The organism is Streptomyces rhizoryzae (genome assembly GCF_023155275.1).
GTDB classification, from domain to species: domain Bacteria; phylum Actinomycetota; class Actinomycetes; order Streptomycetales; family Streptomycetaceae; genus Streptomyces; species Streptomyces rhizoryzae.
Genome location: NZ_JALMUV010000007.1, coordinates 79,941 through 96,137 on the forward strand (window position 1 = coordinate 79,941; position 16,197 = coordinate 96,137).

At 73.5% G+C, this 16,197-nt stretch carries 13 protein-coding genes; 8 read left to right on the top strand and 5 right to left on the bottom strand.

Annotation, left to right across the window (positions count from 1 at the left end; translation table 11 throughout):
- Positions 1 to 111: 111 nt before the first annotated feature.
- The 5 genes from MUU72_RS08565 (at position 112) to MUU72_RS08585 (ending at position 4,957) form a co-directional block, all read left to right on the top strand.
- Positions 112 to 744 (top strand): TetR/AcrR family transcriptional regulator, encoded by a 633-nt coding sequence (locus MUU72_RS08565; protein WP_248012548.1) that lies wholly within the window; start codon positions 112 to 114, stop codon positions 742 to 744.
- Between the two features lie 126 nt (positions 745 to 870).
- On the top strand, positions 871 to 1,740 hold the full coding sequence (locus tag MUU72_RS08570; protein ID WP_248012549.1) for a glucose 1-dehydrogenase: 870 nt from the start codon (positions 871 to 873) through the stop codon (positions 1,738 to 1,740).
- Between the two features lie 138 nt (positions 1,741 to 1,878).
- Positions 1,879 to 2,445, top strand: a complete 567-nt coding sequence (locus MUU72_RS08575; RefSeq protein WP_248012550.1) for an NUDIX hydrolase — start codon at positions 1,879 to 1,881, stop codon at positions 2,443 to 2,445.
- A gap of 240 nt (positions 2,446 to 2,685) precedes the next feature.
- Positions 2,686 to 3,735, top strand: coding sequence for a phosphotransferase family protein (locus MUU72_RS08580; RefSeq protein WP_248012551.1), 1,050 nt, complete (start codon positions 2,686 to 2,688; stop codon positions 3,733 to 3,735).
- A 7-nt stretch (positions 3,736 to 3,742) separates the two neighbouring features.
- Entirely contained in the window at positions 3,743 to 4,957 is a 1,215-nt protein-coding gene (locus tag MUU72_RS08585) for an acyl-CoA dehydrogenase family protein (RefSeq protein ID WP_248012552.1), read from the top strand.
- 224 nt (positions 4,958 to 5,181) lie between these two features.
- Here the strand turns inward: MUU72_RS08585 and MUU72_RS08595 are convergent, their stop codons facing one another.
- From MUU72_RS08595 to MUU72_RS08605, 3 genes are read right to left on the bottom strand one after another with little or no spacing between them, the layout of a single operon-like run.
- A complete protein-coding gene (locus tag MUU72_RS08595) occupies positions 5,182 to 5,787 on the bottom strand; it encodes a TetR/AcrR family transcriptional regulator (RefSeq protein ID WP_248012553.1) in 606 nt (201 codons plus the stop codon).
- A gap of 57 nt (positions 5,788 to 5,844) precedes the next feature.
- Positions 5,845 to 7,497 (bottom strand): class I adenylate-forming enzyme family protein, encoded by a 1,653-nt coding sequence (locus MUU72_RS08600; protein ID WP_248012554.1) that lies wholly within the window; start codon positions 7,495 to 7,497, stop codon positions 5,845 to 5,847.
- On the bottom strand, positions 7,494 to 8,273 hold the full coding sequence (locus tag MUU72_RS08605; protein ID WP_248012555.1) for an SDR family oxidoreductase: 780 nt from the start codon (positions 8,271 to 8,273) through the stop codon (positions 7,494 to 7,496). Before MUU72_RS08605 ends, MUU72_RS08600 begins: the two co-directional genes overlap by 4 nt.
- 194 nt (positions 8,274 to 8,467) lie before the next feature.
- On the opposite strand from MUU72_RS08605, the gene MUU72_RS08610 reads away from it, so the two are divergent.
- Together MUU72_RS08610 and MUU72_RS08615 are read left to right on the top strand one after the other, a co-directional pair.
- Complete coding sequence (locus tag MUU72_RS08610; protein WP_248012556.1) at positions 8,468 to 9,739, top strand: exo-beta-N-acetylmuramidase NamZ family protein; 1,272 nt, start codon at positions 8,468 to 8,470, stop codon at positions 9,737 to 9,739.
- A gap of 102 nt (positions 9,740 to 9,841) precedes the next feature.
- Entirely contained in the window at positions 9,842 to 11,167 is a 1,326-nt protein-coding gene (locus MUU72_RS08615; RefSeq protein ID WP_372503038.1) for an MFS transporter, read from the top strand.
- A gap of 17 nt (positions 11,168 to 11,184) precedes the next feature.
- On the opposite strand, the gene MUU72_RS08620 is transcribed toward MUU72_RS08615, so the two are convergent.
- Positions 11,185 to 12,228 (bottom strand): LysR family transcriptional regulator, encoded by a 1,044-nt coding sequence (locus MUU72_RS08620; RefSeq protein WP_248012557.1) that lies wholly within the window; start codon positions 12,226 to 12,228, stop codon positions 11,185 to 11,187.
- Between the two features lie 245 nt (positions 12,229 to 12,473).
- Positions 12,474 to 15,299, bottom strand: a complete 2,826-nt coding sequence (locus MUU72_RS08625) for a penicillin acylase family protein (protein ID WP_248012558.1) — start codon at positions 15,297 to 15,299, stop codon at positions 12,474 to 12,476.
- Between the two features lie 252 nt (positions 15,300 to 15,551).
- On the opposite strand from MUU72_RS08625, the gene MUU72_RS08630 reads away from it, so the two are divergent.
- Positions 15,552 to 16,172 (top strand): hypothetical protein, encoded by a 621-nt coding sequence (locus tag MUU72_RS08630; RefSeq protein ID WP_248012559.1) that lies wholly within the window; start codon positions 15,552 to 15,554, stop codon positions 16,170 to 16,172.
- Positions 16,173 to 16,197: the final 25 nt, after the last annotated feature.

Sequence of the window (16,197 nt, forward strand, 5' to 3'; positions counted from 1 at the left end):
GAGGGCGGGTGCGGGGCTCCAGCAGACGGCCTGGGGGGGCCGGGCGGGTGCGGAAATACTCCCGGCCCACCCCTTCCCGTTTTATTAATGCCGGGCATTAGAATGGGGGCCATGCCCAGGACATCAGGCCCCGGGACCCGGGAGAAGTTGATCCGTGCCGCCGAGGAGGTCTTCGCGGCGCAAGGCGTGGCCGGTGCGCAGATACGGGACATCGTCGCGCTGGCCGGTCAGAGCAATCCGTCGGCGGTGCAGTACCACTTCGGCTCGCGGGCCGGGCTGCTGGATGCCGTGATGGCCGGCCGGCTGGCGCGTACGGAGGCTGCGCTGGCGCCGCTGCTGGCCGTTGCGGAGGCCGGCGAACCGGCCCTCCGGGAGCTGATCGCGGTGCTGGTCACGGCGGAGGCCACCGAGCTGCGGAGCGACCGCGGGCGGCGCTGTCTGCGGATCTCCGCGCAGCTCAGCCACGAGAGCGGGGTCCGGGTCCGGACGCCGCACCCGACGCTCGCCGGGACCGCGTACTGGCGGCTGATCTGCCGCGTCGAGGACGCGCTGGCCGCCGCCGGGCTGGCGGAGCCGGTGCGGCTGGAGCGGCTGGACCTGGCGCTGACGCTGATCGGCGCCGCGCTGGCCGACCGGGCCCGGCACTACCTGGACGGTGTCGAGCCGCTGACGGGCGAGGAACTGTTTCTCGCCGATCTCACCGGGACGACGACGGCCTTCCTGCTCGCCGCCGCCCCTGCCTGACACCTCTGCGCGGACCCGGGCGAGCCGCATCGAACCGAACAGCCTGGCGCCGAACAGCGTGGCGCCGAACTCGTCCGAGCCGAACAGAGCCCCATCGAGCCGAACCGAGCGAAGGAGCCCCTTCCCATGAGTGCGTCCCTGAGTGCGTCCCCGAGTGCGTCCGGTCCGGCGGATGAGCCCGTTCCGGGGCACGCGACCGGGTCGGCGGCCGGGTCCTCCCCCGCCGTGCCGGCCGCGGACCTGAGCGGCAAGACCGTCCTCATCACCGGCGGCGCCCGCGGGCTCGGGGCGGCGGCCGCCGAACAGGCCGTCGCGGCCGGTGCGCGGGTCGTCCTCACCGACGTCCTCCGGGAGGAGGGCGCGCAGACCGCGGCGCGGCTCGGTGAGCGGGCGCGGTTCCTGGCCCACGACGTGACCTCCGAGGAGGAGTGGCAGCGGGTCGCGGACTTCGCGGTGGCGGAGTTCGGCGGGATCGACGGACTGGTGAACAACGCCGGGATATCGTCCGGGGCGCCCCTGGAGGCGGTCCCCGTGGACTTCTTCCGCAAGGTCCTCGACGTGAACCTCACCGGCGTGTTCATCGGCATGAAGACGGTGCTGCCGGCGATGAAGGAGCGCGGTGCCGGTTCGATCGTGAACATCTCGTCGGCGGCCGGTCTGATGGGCCTGGCGCTGACCGGTGGTTACGGGGCGTCCAAGTGGGGCGTACGCGGCCTGACGAAGATCGGGGCGGTGGAGTGGGGCGCCGCGCGGGTCCGGGTGAACTCCGTGCACCCGGGCATGACGTACACCCCGATGACCGCGCAGGTGGGCATCCAGGTCGGCGAGGGGAAGTACCCCAACACCCCGATGGCGCGGGTCGGTGAGCCGCACGAGATCGCCGGGGCGGTGGTCTTCCTGCTGTCCGACGCCGCCTCGTACATCACCGGTGCGGAGCTGGCGGTGGACGGCGGCTGGACCACCGGTCCGACGGTGAAGTACGTCATGGGCCGGTGAGGGACGCAGCACGGGGGTGGGGTGCGGCCGGGGCGGCGGGGGCCGGTGCGGCAGGGGCCGGTCCCTGAGGTTCGGGTGAGGTGAGGTGGCGGTGTCCCCGGTGGGTGGGGGCGCCGCCCCTGGTGGTTCCATGGCCCCATGACCGATCAGCAACCGCTCGGCGGGCAGGAACCGTTCGGGCAGGAGCCGCTCAACGCGGACGAGATCCTCGATGTCGTCGACGAGCACGACCGGGTGGTGGGACAGGCGCCGCGGGGCGAGAGTTACGCCCGGCGGCTGCGCACCCGGTGTGCGTTCATCCTGGTCAGGGACGCCGAGGACCGGATCTTCGTCCACCGGCGGACGGCCCGGAAGCTGGTCTTCCCCTCGCACTACGACATGTTCGTGGGCGGTGTGGTGGGGGCCGGGGAGAGTTACGACGAGGCGGCGCTGCGGGAGGCGGAGGAGGAGTTGGGGGTGCGCGGGCTGGCGCGTCCGGAGCCGCTGTTCCGCTTCCTGTACGAGACGCCCGAGCACCACTGGTGGTCGGCGGTCTACCAGGTGCGCTGCACGCTGCCGGTGGCGCCGCAGGAGTCGGAGATCGACTGGTACGCCTTCCTGCCGGAGGAGGAGCTGGTGCGGCGGCTGGACACCTGGCCGTGGACCCCGGACGGGCTGGCCGCGTACCGGCAGTTGACGGAGCGGCGGGCGGCCGGGGAGAGCTGAGGCGGGCGGCGAGGACCCGGTCGGCCGAGAGCATCCGGGCGGCCGGGGGAAGCCGGGTGCGCGGCCCCGGAGGGCGCCCGGCACCCCGCCGCCCCGGGAGCGGCCGGTGGCGCAAACCCATCAGGTGACCGGCGCTCCCCGCCCAGGCACTGGACTCCATACCGACTAGTCGGCATGATCAGGCGCACGGGCCCGCCGGCCCTGGACCGTCCGACCGTCCACTCCGCATGGAGGAGCACGATGAGCAACGGCACCCCGCCCCCGCCGGCCGCCGGGGAGGCGCCCCCCGGCCTGGACCTGGAGCGCCTGCGGGCGCATCTGGACCGGGAGCGGCCCGGTCTGGTCTCCGGGCCGTTGCGCGCCCGACTGATCGAGGGCGGGCGGTCCAACCTCACGTACCGGGTCACCGACGGCACCGCCTCCTGGGTCGTCCGCCGCCCGCCGCTGGGCCACGTCCTGGCGACCGCGCACGACATGGGGCGCGAGCACCGGGTGATCAGCGCGCTGCACGGGACGGCGGTGCCGGTGCCGGAGGCGCTGCTGCTGTGCGAGGACGAGGCGGTCCTCGGCGCGCCGTTCTACGTGATGGAGCTGGTGGCGGGCACCCCGTACCGGACGGTGGAGCAGTTGGCGCCGCTGGGGCCGGAGCGGACCCGGGCGGTGGTGCACTCGCTGGTGGACACGCTGGTGGCGCTGCACGCGGTGGATCCGGAGGCGGTCGGGCTGGGCGGCTTCGGGCGCCCGGACGGCTTCCTTGAGCGCCAACTGCGGCGCTGGGGAAAGCAGTTGGCGGCGTCGAGGAACCGCGAGCTGCCCGGTGTCGACGCGCTCCACGAGGCGCTGGGCCGGGCGCTGCCCGCCTCCGGCGCGCCCGCCGTCGTCCACGGCGACTACCGGCTGGACAACGTCCTGGTCGGTGCCGGCGACACCATCACCGCCGTACTGGACTGGGAGATGTCCACGCTCGGCGACCCGCTGACCGACCTCGGGCTGCTGGCGATGTACTGCACCGACCTGGGGCTGCCCCGGTCGCCGGTCAGCACGACCAGCGGCGCGCCCGGTCACCCCGGTCCGGACGAGCTGATCGCGCGCTACGCCGAGCGGTCCGGGCGGGACGTGTCGGGGATCGCCTGGTACACCGCGTTCGCGTGGTTCAAGCTCGCGGTGATCCTCGAAGGCATCCACTACCGCTACACGCTCGGGCAGACCGTCGGCGCGGGCTTCGACCGGATCGGCGAGCTGGTGCCGGTCTTCATCGACCGCGGACTGACCACCCTCAAGGAAGGCTGAGGCACCGATGGACTTCGCATTCGACGCCCGTACCGAGGACCTGCGCGCGCGGCTGGAGGCATTCCTGACCTCGTACGTCTATCCGGCCGAGCCGGTGGCGGAGGAGCAGCGGGCCGCGCTCGCGTCGCCGTGGGACACCCCGCCGGTGGTGGCGGAGCTGAAGGCGGAGGCGCGGCGGCAGGGGCTGTGGAACCTCTTCCTGCCGGACGCGGAGTACGGCGCGGGGCTGACCAACCTCCAGTACGCGCCGCTGGCCGAACTCACCGGCCGCAGCCCGCAGCTGGCGCCGACCGCGCTGAACTGCGCGGCGCCGGACACCGGCAACATGGAGGTGCTGGCGCAGTTCGGCGACGCGGAGCAGCGCAAGCGGTGGCTGGAGCCGCTGCTGGCCGGGGAGATCCGGTCGGCGTTCGCGATGACCGAACCGGAGGTGGCGTCGTCGGACGCCACGAACATCGAGACCCGGATCGAGCGGGACGGTGACGCGTACGTCATCAACGGCCGGAAGTGGTACATCTCCGGGGCGATGAACCCGCAGTGCGCGGTCTTCATCGTGATGGGCAAGACCGATCCGGACGGGCCGGACCTCCGCCGCCAGCAGTCGATGGTGCTGGTGCCGCGGGACACGCCCGGGCTGACGGTGCGGCGCGCCATGCGGGTGTACGGGTACGAGGACCACTACCACGGCGGGCACGCGGAGGTGGTCTTCGAGGACGTCCGGGTGCCGGTGGGCAATCTGATCGGCGAGGAGGGCGGCGGTTTCGGGATCGCGCAGGCGCGGCTGGGGCCGGGGCGGATCCACCACTGCATGCGGCTGATCGGGATGGCCGAGCGGGCGATCGAGCTGATGTGCCGGCGGGCGGTGTCCCGTACGGCGTTCGGCAAACCGCTGGCCGGGCAGGGCGTGGTGCAGGAGTGGATCGCGGACGCCCGGGTGGCGGTGGAGCAGCTGCGGCTGCTGGTGCTGAAGACGGCGTGGCTGATGGACACCGTCGGCAACAAGGGGGCGCACACCGAGATCCAGGCCATCAAGATCGCCACGCCGCGGACGGTGGTGGACATCCTGGACAAGGCGGTGCAGCTGCACGGGGCGGGCGGGGTCAGCCAGGACTTCCCGCTGGCCGAGCTGTGGGCGGCGGCCCGTACGCTGCGACTGGCGGACGGCCCCGACGAGGTGCACCAGCGGTCGCTGGCGCGGCGGGAGTTGAGGCGGTACCGGTAGGGGCGGGGCAGGGGGCCGCGGGGTCCCTACCCCGTGGGGGGTCGCCGTACGGGGGCCCGTAGGGGCGGGGGCCCGTAGGGGCGGGTCGAACGGTTCCCGTAGGGGGTGGGAGGCCCCCCTGCGGGGCCACAACGGCGGGCGGGGGCGGGGTATTCCCGGCCCGGCGGGTGGCCGACGGCCCCTCCCCCGCCCCACTCCCCGCCCCGCCCCACTCCCCCGCCCCGCTACGGCCGCAAGGCGCGCAGCAGGAGGCCGGCCAGGTGGTCGGCGACCTGCCGGGGGCTGAGCGGGCCGTTCTCGCGGTACCAGGTGCCGAGGTGGTGCACCGAGCCGAAGTGGTAGTCGACGACCAGGTCGGCGGGGACGTCGGCGGTGAAGACGCCGCTGCGCTGGCCCTCCTCGACCAGGGCCCGGAACCGTTCGTGGTAGCGCCGGCGTTCGGCCCGTACCTGCTTGTCCTTCTCCGGGCTGAGGTGGTGCATCGAGCGGAAGAAGATCTTGGTGTCGTCGAGGTTCTCGATGGTGGTGACCACGACGTCGGCGGCGGCGTCCCGCAGCCGCTGCTCGACCGGCGCGTCGGCGTCCGCGAAGTGGTCCAGCCGCTCCTGCTGGAGGCGCAGCACCCGGCCGTAGACCTCGTGGAGCAGGTCCTCCTTGGAGCCGAAGTAGTGGTACAGGGCGCCCTTGGTGACGCCGGCGGCGTCCACGATCTCCTGGACGGAGGTGCGGTCGTAGCCCCGTTCCGCGAAGAGTCTGGTGGCGGTGGCCAGCAGCCGCTGCGCGACGGGCTTCGCCGTGCCGTTGCCGTTGCCGTCCCTGATGCCGGCCATCGCCCTCACCGTTCCTCGTGTTCCGTCGTGCGTCCTCGCGCGGGGGCCGGGCGTCCCTCAGGGGCGCCGGCGCAGCTCCCGTCGGAGGATCTTGCCACTCGTGGTCTTGGGGAGTTCCGGCAGGATCTCCACCACCCGGGGGTATTTGTACGCCGCGAGGCGCTCCTTGCAGTAGGCGGCCAGATCGGCGGGGTCGGGGGAGGTGCCGGGGCGGAGGCTGACGTACGCCTTGACGGTCTCCCCGCGGTAGGGGTCGGGTATGCCGACGACGGCGGCCTCGCGGACCGCGGGGTGGGTGTAGAGGACGTCCTCGACCTCGCGGGGCCACACCTTGAAGCCGGACGCGTTGATCATGTCCTTCTTGCGGTCGACGACGTAGAGCCAGCCGTCGCGGTCCATGAAGCCGATGTCGCCGGTGCGCAGTTCGCCGTCGGGGAGGGTCTCGGCGGTGGCGTCGGGGCGGCGCCAGTAGCCGGGGACGACCTGGGGGCCGCGGACGGCGATCTCGCCCTGTTCGCCGAACGGCAGGTCGCGGCCGGCGTCGTCGATGATCCGCACCACGGTGTCCGGTCCCGGCAGGCCGACGGCGAGGGTGCCGGAGACCTTGTCGACGGGGGCTTCCCGGCCGGGCGGGACGCTGGCGCAGGGGGCGGTGCACTCGGTGAGGCCGTAGCCGTTGCGGAGGTAGGGGCCGAAGGCGGTGCGGAACTTCTCGACCAGGGCGGGCGGCAGGGGTGCGCCGCCGGAGTGCAGGGTGCGGAAGGACGCGAAGTGGGCGGGGGTGGCGTCCGGGTGGGCGAGCAGGGCCATGTAGGCGGTGGCGGGGCCGACGGTGTAGGCGGGGCGGTGTTCGAGGAAGGCGTCGAGGACGGTGCCGGCGTCGAAGCGGTAGGCGAGCGAGAGGGTGCCGGCGCCGGCGAGGCAGGCGGCGAGTTCGCAGACCATGCCGGTGATGTGGAAGAGCGGGGCGAGGGCGAAGTAGCCGGCGCCGTCGGGGAGTTCGAGGCCGGTGCGCTGGCGTTCGGCGTTGTAGGCGATGTTGCCGTGGGTGTTGGTGGCGCCCTTGGGGGTGCCGCTGGTGCCGGAGGTGTAGCTGATGAGCGCGGGGTCGGCGGCGTCGGGTGCGGGGACGGCGGGGGCGGGGGCGCCGGAGCGGGCGGCGGTGAGCAGGTCGTCGGCGCCGTGCTGGGGGCCGGCGGGCGCGGTGCGCAGGACGCGGGGGTCGCCGCGGGTCTGGAGGCCGTGTTCGTCGGCGGTGACGGCGATCCGGACGGCGGGGGCCGCGGCGGCGGTGGTGCGCAGGAAGGCGGCCCAGGTGCGGTCGGCGCAGAGGACGGCGGTGGCCTCGGCGTCGTCGAGGATGTGCCGGGTCTCGGCGGCCTTGTACATGGGGTTGACGGGGACGACGATGCCGCCGGCCTTCCAGACGGCGAGGGCCGCGAGGACGAAGTGCGGGGTGTTCTGGAGCATGACGACGGCCCGGTCGCCGGGCCGGAAGCCGCGGTCGGCGAGGTGGCCGGCGAGGCCGTCGGAGAGCGTGTCGGTCTCGGTGTAGGAGAGCCGGCCGTCGAAGTAGGCGAGCGCGGTGCGGTCGGGGGCGCGGTGGACCGCGGCGCGGAAGGCGTGCAGCGGGGAGGGCGGCGGCTGGACGGGGGCGCGCTGGGCGTCGGTGAGCTGGGCCAGCCACGGCTTGTCGCGGTAGGTGGTCACCGGGGATCCGCCTCTCCCCGGCGGTCCTCCAGTTTCTGCTGGAGGTGGTTCATGGCGGTCAGCCAGCGGTCCGGGTCGGTGGCGCGGGCGGTGTAGTAGTCGGCGACCTCGGGGTGCGGGAGGACGAGGAAGCGGCCGTCGGCCATGGCGGCGAAGAGGGCGTCGGCGACGGCGTCCGGTTCGATGGCGGTGGGGGCGAGGACGAGGTCGCCGGCGATTCCGGTGGTGGCGAGCATGTCGGTGCGGACGCCCTGGGGGCAGATGGCGTGGACGTCGATGCCGCGGTGGCGGTAGGTCAGGGAGAGCCATTCGGCGAAGGCGTAGGCGCCGTGCTTGGTGACGCTGTAGGGGGCGGCGTCGACCATGGTGAGCAGGCCGGCGGCGGAGACGGTGGAGATGAAGCGGCCGCTGCCGCGGGCGAGCCAGGCGGGGAGGAGTTCGCGGGCGGCCCGGACGTGGGCCATGACGTTGACATCCCAGGCCAGGGCCCAGGCGTCCTCGGGGGCTGCGGGGTCGCCGCCGGTGCCGACGCCGGCGTTGGCGCAGAAGATGTCGATGGGGGTGCCGAGCGCCTCGCGGGCGGGGCCGACGATGCCGGAGGCATCGCCGGGGACGGCGACCGCTCCGATCTCCTCGGCGGTCTTGCGGGCCTTGCCCTCGTCGAGGTCGTTGACCGCCACCCGGGCGCCCTCGGCGGCGAACCGGCGGGCCAGTGCGGCGCCGATCCCCCCGCCCGCTCCGGTTACGACAACGGCCTTGTCCCGTACGGCTGCCACGCTGTGTCTCCCTCGGTCGTCCCATGTCGCCGGCGGTGTGCGCAGGGGCAGACTAACCAGTCGGTATGTCCGGGCGGAAGACTCGGTTTGCGTCAGGGCGCCGGGTGCGTTCCGTACCGGGCGCGGGAGCGTTAGCGTGCGCACCGGACCCGGCCGGTCGCCGACCGGTCACCGCCGCTCACGGAGGTGTGCGCATGGCTCTGTCGAGACGTGTTCTGCTGGGGCGCCTGGCGGCGGGCGGGGCGGCCGCGGCGGCGGTCACCGCGGGCGCCGGGCCCGCCGGGGCCGCCGCGCCGCGTCCGGGCGGCCGGCGGGTGCGGACCGGCTTCGACCGTCTGGCCGCCGACGGCTACCGCCTGCTGGAGGGCCGCCGGGTCGGCATCGTCACCAACCCGACCGGCGTCACCCGCGACGTCCGGCACGTCGTCGACGTGATGCACGCCGACCCGCGGGTCCGCCTCACCGCCGTCTTCGGTCCCGAGCACGGCTTCCGCGGCACCGCGCAGGCCGGCGGTTCCGAGGGCCGTACCGACGATCCGGCGACCGGCCTGCCGGTGTACGACACCTACGACAGGTCCGGGCGCGAACTGGCCGGTATCTTCACCGCGTCGGGCGTGGACACCGTGCTCTTCGACATCCAGGACGCCGGCGCCCGCTTCTACACGTACATCTGGACGCTGTACGACTGCATGGTGGCGGCGGCGCTGGCCGGGAAGCGGTTCGTGGTGCTGGACCGGCCCAATCCGGTGACCGGCCGGGCGGCGGCCGGGCCGGTGCTGGACCGGCGGTTCTCTTCGTTCGTGGGCCGGGAGCCGATCGCGCAGGCGCACGGGATGACGGTGGCGGAGCTGGCGCTGCTGTTCAACGGGGAGTTCGTACCGGCGGCGGCGGGCCGGCCGGTCGCCCTGGAGACCGTCATGATGACCGGCTGGCACCGCACCGACTTCTTCGACGCGACCGGCCTGCCCTGGGTCCCGCCCAGCCCCAACATGCCCACCCCGGACACCGCCCTGGTCTACGCCGGCACCTGCCTCTTCGAGGGCACCAACCTCTCCGAGGGCCGGGGCACCACCCGCCCCTTCGAACTCCTCGGCGCCGACGGCATCGACCGCCGCTGGGCCGAGGCGGCCAACGCCCTGGAACTGCCGGGGGTGCGCTTCCGGGAGGCGTACTTCGCGCCCACGTTCTCGAAGTTCCAGGGGAAGACGGTGGGCGGCCTCCAGGTGCATGTGCACGACCGGGACGCCTTCGACCCGGTGCGCACCGGCGTCGGCCTGCTGGTCACCGCGCGGCGGGTGTGGCCGGACTTCGCCTGGCGGGCCGACCACTTCGACCGCCTGGCCGGGACCGACACCGTCCGCACCATGATCGAGGCGGGCGCGGGGGTGGCGGAGGTCGCCGGGTCGTGGCAGGACGGCCTGCGGCGGTTCCGGGGGGTGCGGGAGCGGTATCTGCGGTACCGGTAGGGGCGGTCGGGCGGCCGGGCCCCCCACCCGGCCGTCTCATTATCCGGGACGGCCCGTCCCAGCCATTGACTGGTGTGTGCACCGGCCATGAGAGTGCCGCTCGTGCACAGTGACGCGAGAACAGGCAAGCCGGCGGATGTGGCCGCCGAGGGGGCGGCGAGCGGGGAGAGTCTGCGGCGGGTGGCCGTGGCCTCGTTCATCGGGACCGCCATCGAGTTCTACGACTTCTACATCTACGGCACCGCCGCGGCGCTGGTGCTGAACCAGGCGTTCTTCCCCACCCTCGACCCGGTCAACGCCACCCTCGCGTCGTTCTCCACCTACGCGGTGGCGTTCGCCGCCCGGCCGCTCGGCTCGGTGGTGTTCGGCCACTTCGGCGACCGGGTCGGGCGCAAGTCGGTGCTGGTGGCGTCGCTGCTGCTGATGGGCCTGTCGACGGCGCTCGTGGGGCTGCTGCCCGGGTACGGGACGCTGGGCGTGTGGGCGCCGCTGCTGCTGATCCTGCTGCGCTTCCTCCAGGGCATCGGACTGGGCGGCGAGTGGGGCGGGGCGGCGCTGCTGGCCGTGGAGCACGCGCCGCGCGGCCGCCGGGGGCTGTACGCGGCGTTCCCGCAACTCGGGCCGTCCGTCGGGTTCTTCGCCGCGACCGGGGTGTTCTGGCTGCTGTCCGACGCGATGAGCGACGCCGCGTTCCGCTCGTGGGGCTGGCGGGTGCCGTTCCTGCTGTCGTTCCTGCTGGTCGGGGTGGGGCTGTTCGTCCGGCTGAAGATCAGCGAGACGCCGGTGTTCGCGAAGGTGATGGACGCCCACGAGGCCAGCAGGGTGCCGGCGGTGGACGTCTTCCGGCGGCATCCGCGGGAACTGCTGCTGGCGGCCGGCGGCATGGTCATCGCGTACGGGTTGTTCTACACCGCGACGACGTACTGCCTGTCGTACGCCACCGGCGCCCTGGGGGTGCCGCGGACGACGATGCTGGGGCTGTCGCTGGTGGCCTGCCTGTTCCTGGCGGCGGGCACCTGGCTGGCCGCGACCCGCTCGGACGGGCTGGGCCGCCGGAAGCTGGTGCTGGGCGGTTCCGGGCTCGCCGTGGTGTGGGGCCTGGTGCTCTTCCCGCTGCTGGACACCCGGCAGCCGGTGCTGATCGCGCTGGGCACGGGCGGCGCGCTGTTCTGCATGGGCGTGGTCTACGGGCCGATGGGCGCGTACCTGCCGGAGCTGTTCGGCACCACGGTGCGCTACTCGGGCGCCTCGCTCGCCTACAACCTGGGCGGGGTGCTGGGCGGGGCGGTGGCGCCGCTGGTCGCCACCCGGCTCCAGGCGGCGTTCGGTTCGGCGTCGGTGGGCTGGTACGTCAGCGCGATGGCCGTGGTGTCACTGGGGTGCGTGCTGGCGCTGCCGGAGACCCGGGAGCGGGAACTGGCGGGCTGAGCGGGGGCGGTGGCGGCTCAGGGCCGCAGCCACCACCGTTCGCTCTCCCAGGAGAGCGCCTCCCAGAGGCGGTTGAGGGGGTGCTGGGGGCCGTAGGAGTCCCGTTCGCCGCGCCGGGTGAAGACGCCGACCAGGACCTCGGTGCGGGGGCCGACGTCGCCGGTGATCTCCAGGGTGCGCAGTCCCCCGGCCTCCGGGAGGCGGCCGTCCGCCGCGGCCTCCCCCAGGCCGCGGGTGACCAGCATCGCGCCGCTGACGACGCCGGAGCGGAGCAGTTCGAAGCCGTAGTGCGCGGCCTCTATCTCGGCGGCGACGGTCAGCTTCTGGCGGTAGCCGCTGCCGTACCAGGCGGTCAGGAAGCGGTCGATGAGGCTGCCGCCGGTGGAGACCACCAGCGGCAGCCGGGGCAGGTCCCGGGCGTGGAACGGGCCGCCGGGCAGCCGCTCCGGCGGGAGGTTGGTGAGCAGGGACAGGCCGCTGCGCCGCCACTCCATGACCTCGTACGGGGCGAGCTGGGCGGCCTCGTCGCCCTCGGTGACCACCACGCTGCCGCAGACCAGGTCCAGTTCCTTGGAGCGGAGCTTGGTGAACAGGTCGCGGGTGCGGACGTGGGTGACCTTCAGGTCGACGCCGTCCCGGTCGAAGTCCTCGCTGACGTACTCCACGGCGTCCAGGAGGAAGCCGAGGGTGTAGCGGGTGGTGCCGACGGAGAGGGTGCGGCCGAGCCGGCGGCGGGCGTCGTGGACGCCCTCGGACCAGTTGCCCAGGGTGCGGCGGGCCAGTTCGACCACGGCCTCGCCGGTGGCGGTGAACAGGGCGTCCCGGCCGCGGCCCTGCTTGCGGACCAGTTCCTCGCCGCAGAGCGCGGCGAAGGTGCGGTTCATGGTGTCGAGCTGCTTCTGCACGCTGGACTGCTCGCGGCCCAGGCGGCGGGCCGCCGCCAGCGCCGTGCCGGCCTCGTGCACCGTGATCAGCGTGCGCAGCTGGTCCATCGTGGTGTCGAGCAGCTCGGTCGGATACGGCTGCGGACTCGGGTTCGCCTGCGGACCTGACACGGCCATCTGCCCCTACTCGCTTTCCCTTCCCCCGAATTCAGGGAGGAGCAGCATAGCCGTCCCGGAAAACCCGTCCGGAGAGCGCCGGGGAGTATCTGCGGGTTTCTTCCCGAAAATACGGGATGCCTCGGCGGACCCGTGAAGGTCCTGGTCAGGGCGGGCCCGCTCACGGAAGGGCCTGGTCACACGGGAATGCGCCGGGCCCCGGGGAGAGCACCCCGGGGCCCGGCGCGACCCTCGCCGGCGGCTGCCTAGCGGTGGGCGGGGAATTCCACCACCTGCTGGTAGGTGGGGCGGTTCTGCCAGGTCATGGTGGCGTGCGTCAGGCCGCCCACCGCGCGGTGGACGATGGCGTCGGCGCACCACTGGTCGCCGGCCTTGCAGGTGTCGTCGCCGGGGTAGACCTGCGCGGGGGTTTCCGCGGCGGCCTGCCGGAGGGTGGTCAGCAGGGTGTCCCGGCAGGCGGACAGGTCGCCGCCGCCGCAGTAGCGGGCCGCCGGCGGCCCCTGGACGCGGTCGCCGAGGACGGCCCGCAGGTCCTTGTCGGCGTAGCTCCACCAGCCGTACTGGAAGGCGGAGCCGGCGTGCGCGCCGGTGGGACCGTGGCCGGCCGAGGGGGATTCGTCGGTGGCGAGGTTGGCGGTCAGGGCCCGGTAGAGGTCGGTGCCGAGGCCGGGCCGGAAGACCTGCTCGATCATCCTGGGCCACCAGGCGTCCATCAGCCGGACCGCGTCGGCGTGCGCGTAGGTGTGCGAGCCGGGGGTGGTCTCGCGGCGCTGGGCGCCGTCCTTGCGCCAGGCGTCGAGTTTCTGCACGGCGCCGCGCAGCGCGGGGTCGGTGACCGGTGTGCTGCCGACGACCCGCAGCAGGTCGGGCAGGACGTCCTCGCCGCGCAGGTCGGTCAGGGCGGCGTCGGCCATCGCGCGGGTCAGGGCGGCGCGGGTGACGCCGCCGTCCCGGACGAGGCGGCGGACGCGGTCGTCGAGGAGGTTGGCGCGGTGCACCGAGCCGTTGCCGAAGCCGGCCGAGTCGTAGTCCTTGGCCTGCTTGTTGTTCCAGGAGACGTAGTAGTCCTGGTCGGTGGAGTGCGGGTGCTCGGCCGGCGGGGTGTAGGCGGCGGTGTTGGTGGCGGGGTCGAAGTCCCGCCATTCGTAGGCGGGTTCGGCGCGGACGGGCAGGGCGGCGTCGACGCCGGGGGCGCGGACGGGGTTGAGGCCGCTGTTGTAGTAGGCGATGTCCCGGGAGTCGGCGTAGAACCAGTTGAAGGCGTAGCCGATGTGCTGGGCGGCCTGCTGGAAGCTGGTGGCGTCGTGGACGGCCGAGGGGTCGTTGAGCATCTGGAAGCCGATGATGGAGTCGGCCTCGTGGCGGTAGGTGGTGCGCAGCGCGGTGTAGGCGACGGGCTTGCCGCCGATGGTGGCGCGGTGGGTGACGGTGCCGTAGCGGGTGCGGAAGACCTGCATCCGGTAGGAGCCGGCCGCGGTGGGGTCGGCGATGGTGGGCTTCCAGGAGTTGGTGCGCTCCAGTTTCTCCATGGGAAGGCACCGGCCGTGGTAGCGGTAGGAGGTGGACCGCTCGGTGGGCGCGGAGCCGTCCGCGTTGCACAGGTCGACGGCGTAGGTGTCGGTGATGTCCTGGCCGGCGGAGGTGGCGCTCCAGGCGTAGTCCTGGCCGCGGCCGAGCTGGACGTACATGCCGACGCCGGCGAAGGAGGCGCCGCGGGCGCTGATGCCGGGGCCCTGGATCTCCTGGAGCATCAGCAGCTGGGGCGCGAAGTAGCCGGTCTGCGGGCCGAAGACGGCGACGGGGTGGCCACTGGCGGTGTGCTTGCCGGAGACCAGCAGGGCGTTGGACATGCCGCGGTGCTGGGTGGGGTCGAAGCTGCCCGCGGGCAGGACGCCGTCCTTGAAGAGGCCCTCCAGCTTGCGGTACTTCTCCGGGGCCCGGACCGGGTCGCGGGGCGGCGTGGCGGTCTTGGCGGCTGCGGCGCCGGTGCGGTCGTAGACCAGCGGTTCGGGGGTGACCGAGCCGGGGTCGGGCAGGGCGGTGCCCTTGGCCTTGGCCGGTTTGACGGCGTAGGGGAAGCTCTGGCCGTCGTGCAGGGTCTTGACGGCCTCGGGGTCGTTGCGTTCCCGGAAGGACTCCCAGACCTCGGTGCCCTTCGCCAGGCCGTACTTCTGCTGGGCGGAGAGCAGGGCGAGGGCGGAGGGGACCTCGCCGCCGCCGCCGTTGCCGAAGAGGCCGCCGACGACGGAGGCGAGGGCTATCAGGTCGGTGAGCTTGAACGGCTGGATCTCGCCGGCGTTGGTGATCGCGTCGACGTGGCCGGTGACGACGTACTCGCCGGGGAAGTAGCGGCCCTTCTTGGACTGCTCGCGGTAGGCGTTGATGCCGTCCACGTATGCCTGGGCGTCCTCCATGGCCTGTTTGCCGCGGGCGCCGTTGCTGTTGCGGATGGCGTCGACCTGGGCCTGGAGGTCGGCCTCGGTGTACGGGGCGGAGGGCCAGAACTGCTGCTCCAGGCCCTGGTTGGCGGGGGCGCCGCCGGCGAAGGAGGTCAGCTCGCCGCGCCCGATGTGGCGGAAGAGGTCCATCAGCCAGAGCCGGTCCTGGCCCGCGGCGTAGCCGGCGCCGTACTCGGTGCCGTAGCGGGTGGTGCCCTTGATGTGCGGGACGCCGGTCTTCCTGTCGCGGGTGATGGTGACGTCGGGGCGGGGGGTGCTGACCGAGCCGACCTGGTCCTTCGGGACCCCGAAGGAGGCGTCGTTGAAGAAGTCGGTGAGGGCGTCGTCGGTGAGCGAACGGTAGCCGCCGGCCAGGGCGTTGTAGGGCGCGATCTGGTCGGTGGTGTGCGGGGGATGGGTGCCGAAGAGCTTGTTGCCGAGGATCTGCATCAGGGTGGCGTTGCCGGTGGCGCCGGGCGGCAGGATGTCCGCGCACTGACCCTGGCAGTAGTCGTCGTTCCCGTGCGGTGCGGCCGCGGCCGCGGTGGGGGGCGGTGCCAAGAGCGTGGCACCCAAGGCGAACAGGGCCGCGGTGGCGGCGGCCCGGAGCCTTCCGGTGGTACGTCGTCGCATTCCTGCTCCTCAGGGGTCCACCCTGGCGTTCACGTGCCCGGGGAGGGTCCGCCGGACGTTACCGGCGGTTACTCGCCATCGGAAGATGAACAACAGTCACCTTTTCGAATTCACCACAGGGGGCAGGCGTTAGGGCCGGACACCCCGGCATATCGCCGCCCAAAACCGCAAAGGAATTCGATGGATCCGGGCGGTGGCCGGCTACGTCCATTCCCTGTCCAGTCGGGATCCTCCTCGGAGGTGGAGCACACCATGGCCGGTTTCAGAGCCCTCGCAGAACAGGTCCGCAACCCTCGCCTCGTCACCGTCCGGCGCCGTACCGCGCTGCGCAAGTGCCTGGAGCGCTTCGCCCCTTACGGGCACCGCGCGACCTGGCACCACCTGTGCACCCGCGCCGGGTTCGCCGTCCACGACCGCGAACCGGATCCGGCGCGGCTGGTGGCCGCCCTCGCCGAGCTGGAGGAGGCCCGCGCCCTCTGGCTCGCCTACGAGGAGGAGTTCGCCGCCCGGCGGCGCCGCGAGAAGCACGAGGGCATCCGCCAGCCCGGCGCCCTGGACGACTGGCACCGCCGCACCTGGGGCGGCTACGACATCGTGCCGTGCGTCTCCCCGCAGCGGCATCCGGCGGCCCGCCTCTCCGAGGTGCTGCGCCGCATGATCGCGGCGATGGAGGCGGGCCGCCCGCGCCGCGACTGCCCGGTCTGCGGCGGCACCCGCTTCGTGTGGGTGCCGGGGCCGGACGGCTGCCCGGCGGCAGCCGGCCCGGCCTGCCGGGAGTGCGGGGTGGTGGCCCCGGCGGCCGTGCTGAGCGCCGAGGCGCTGCACGCGGCGGCCGCCGGGCCGCACGGGCTCACGGCGTTCGCGGCCGCCTGATCCGGGCGCACTGTCAGACCCTCCT

Excerpts from the sequence above, each read along its gene's own strand:
- MUU72_RS08625 (WP_248012558.1), bottom strand. The coding sequence starts at position 15,299 with ATGCGACGACGTACCACCGGAAGGCTCCGGGCCGCCGCCACCGCGGCC.
- MUU72_RS08610 (WP_248012556.1), top strand. The coding sequence starts at position 8,468 with ATGGCTCTGTCGAGACGTGTTCTGCTGGGGCGCCTGGCGGCGGGCGGG.
- MUU72_RS08580 (WP_248012551.1), top strand. The coding sequence starts at position 2,686 with ATGAGCAACGGCACCCCGCCCCCGCCGGCCGCCGGGGAGGCGCCCCCC.
- MUU72_RS08575 (WP_248012550.1), top strand. The coding sequence starts at position 1,879 with ATGACCGATCAGCAACCGCTCGGCGGGCAGGAACCGTTCGGGCAGGAG.
- MUU72_RS08585 (WP_248012552.1), top strand. The coding sequence starts at position 3,743 with ATGGACTTCGCATTCGACGCCCGTACCGAGGACCTGCGCGCGCGGCTG.
- MUU72_RS08565 (WP_248012548.1), top strand. The coding sequence starts at position 112 with ATGCCCAGGACATCAGGCCCCGGGACCCGGGAGAAGTTGATCCGTGCC.
- MUU72_RS08630 (WP_248012559.1), top strand. The coding sequence starts at position 15,552 with ATGGCCGGTTTCAGAGCCCTCGCAGAACAGGTCCGCAACCCTCGCCTC.
- MUU72_RS08595 (WP_248012553.1), bottom strand. The coding sequence starts at position 5,787 with ATGGCCGGCATCAGGGACGGCAACGGCAACGGCACGGCGAAGCCCGTC.
- MUU72_RS08620 (WP_248012557.1), bottom strand. The coding sequence starts at position 12,228 with ATGGCCGTGTCAGGTCCGCAGGCGAACCCGAGTCCGCAGCCGTATCCG.
- MUU72_RS08570 (WP_248012549.1), top strand. The coding sequence starts at position 871 with ATGAGTGCGTCCCTGAGTGCGTCCCCGAGTGCGTCCGGTCCGGCGGAT.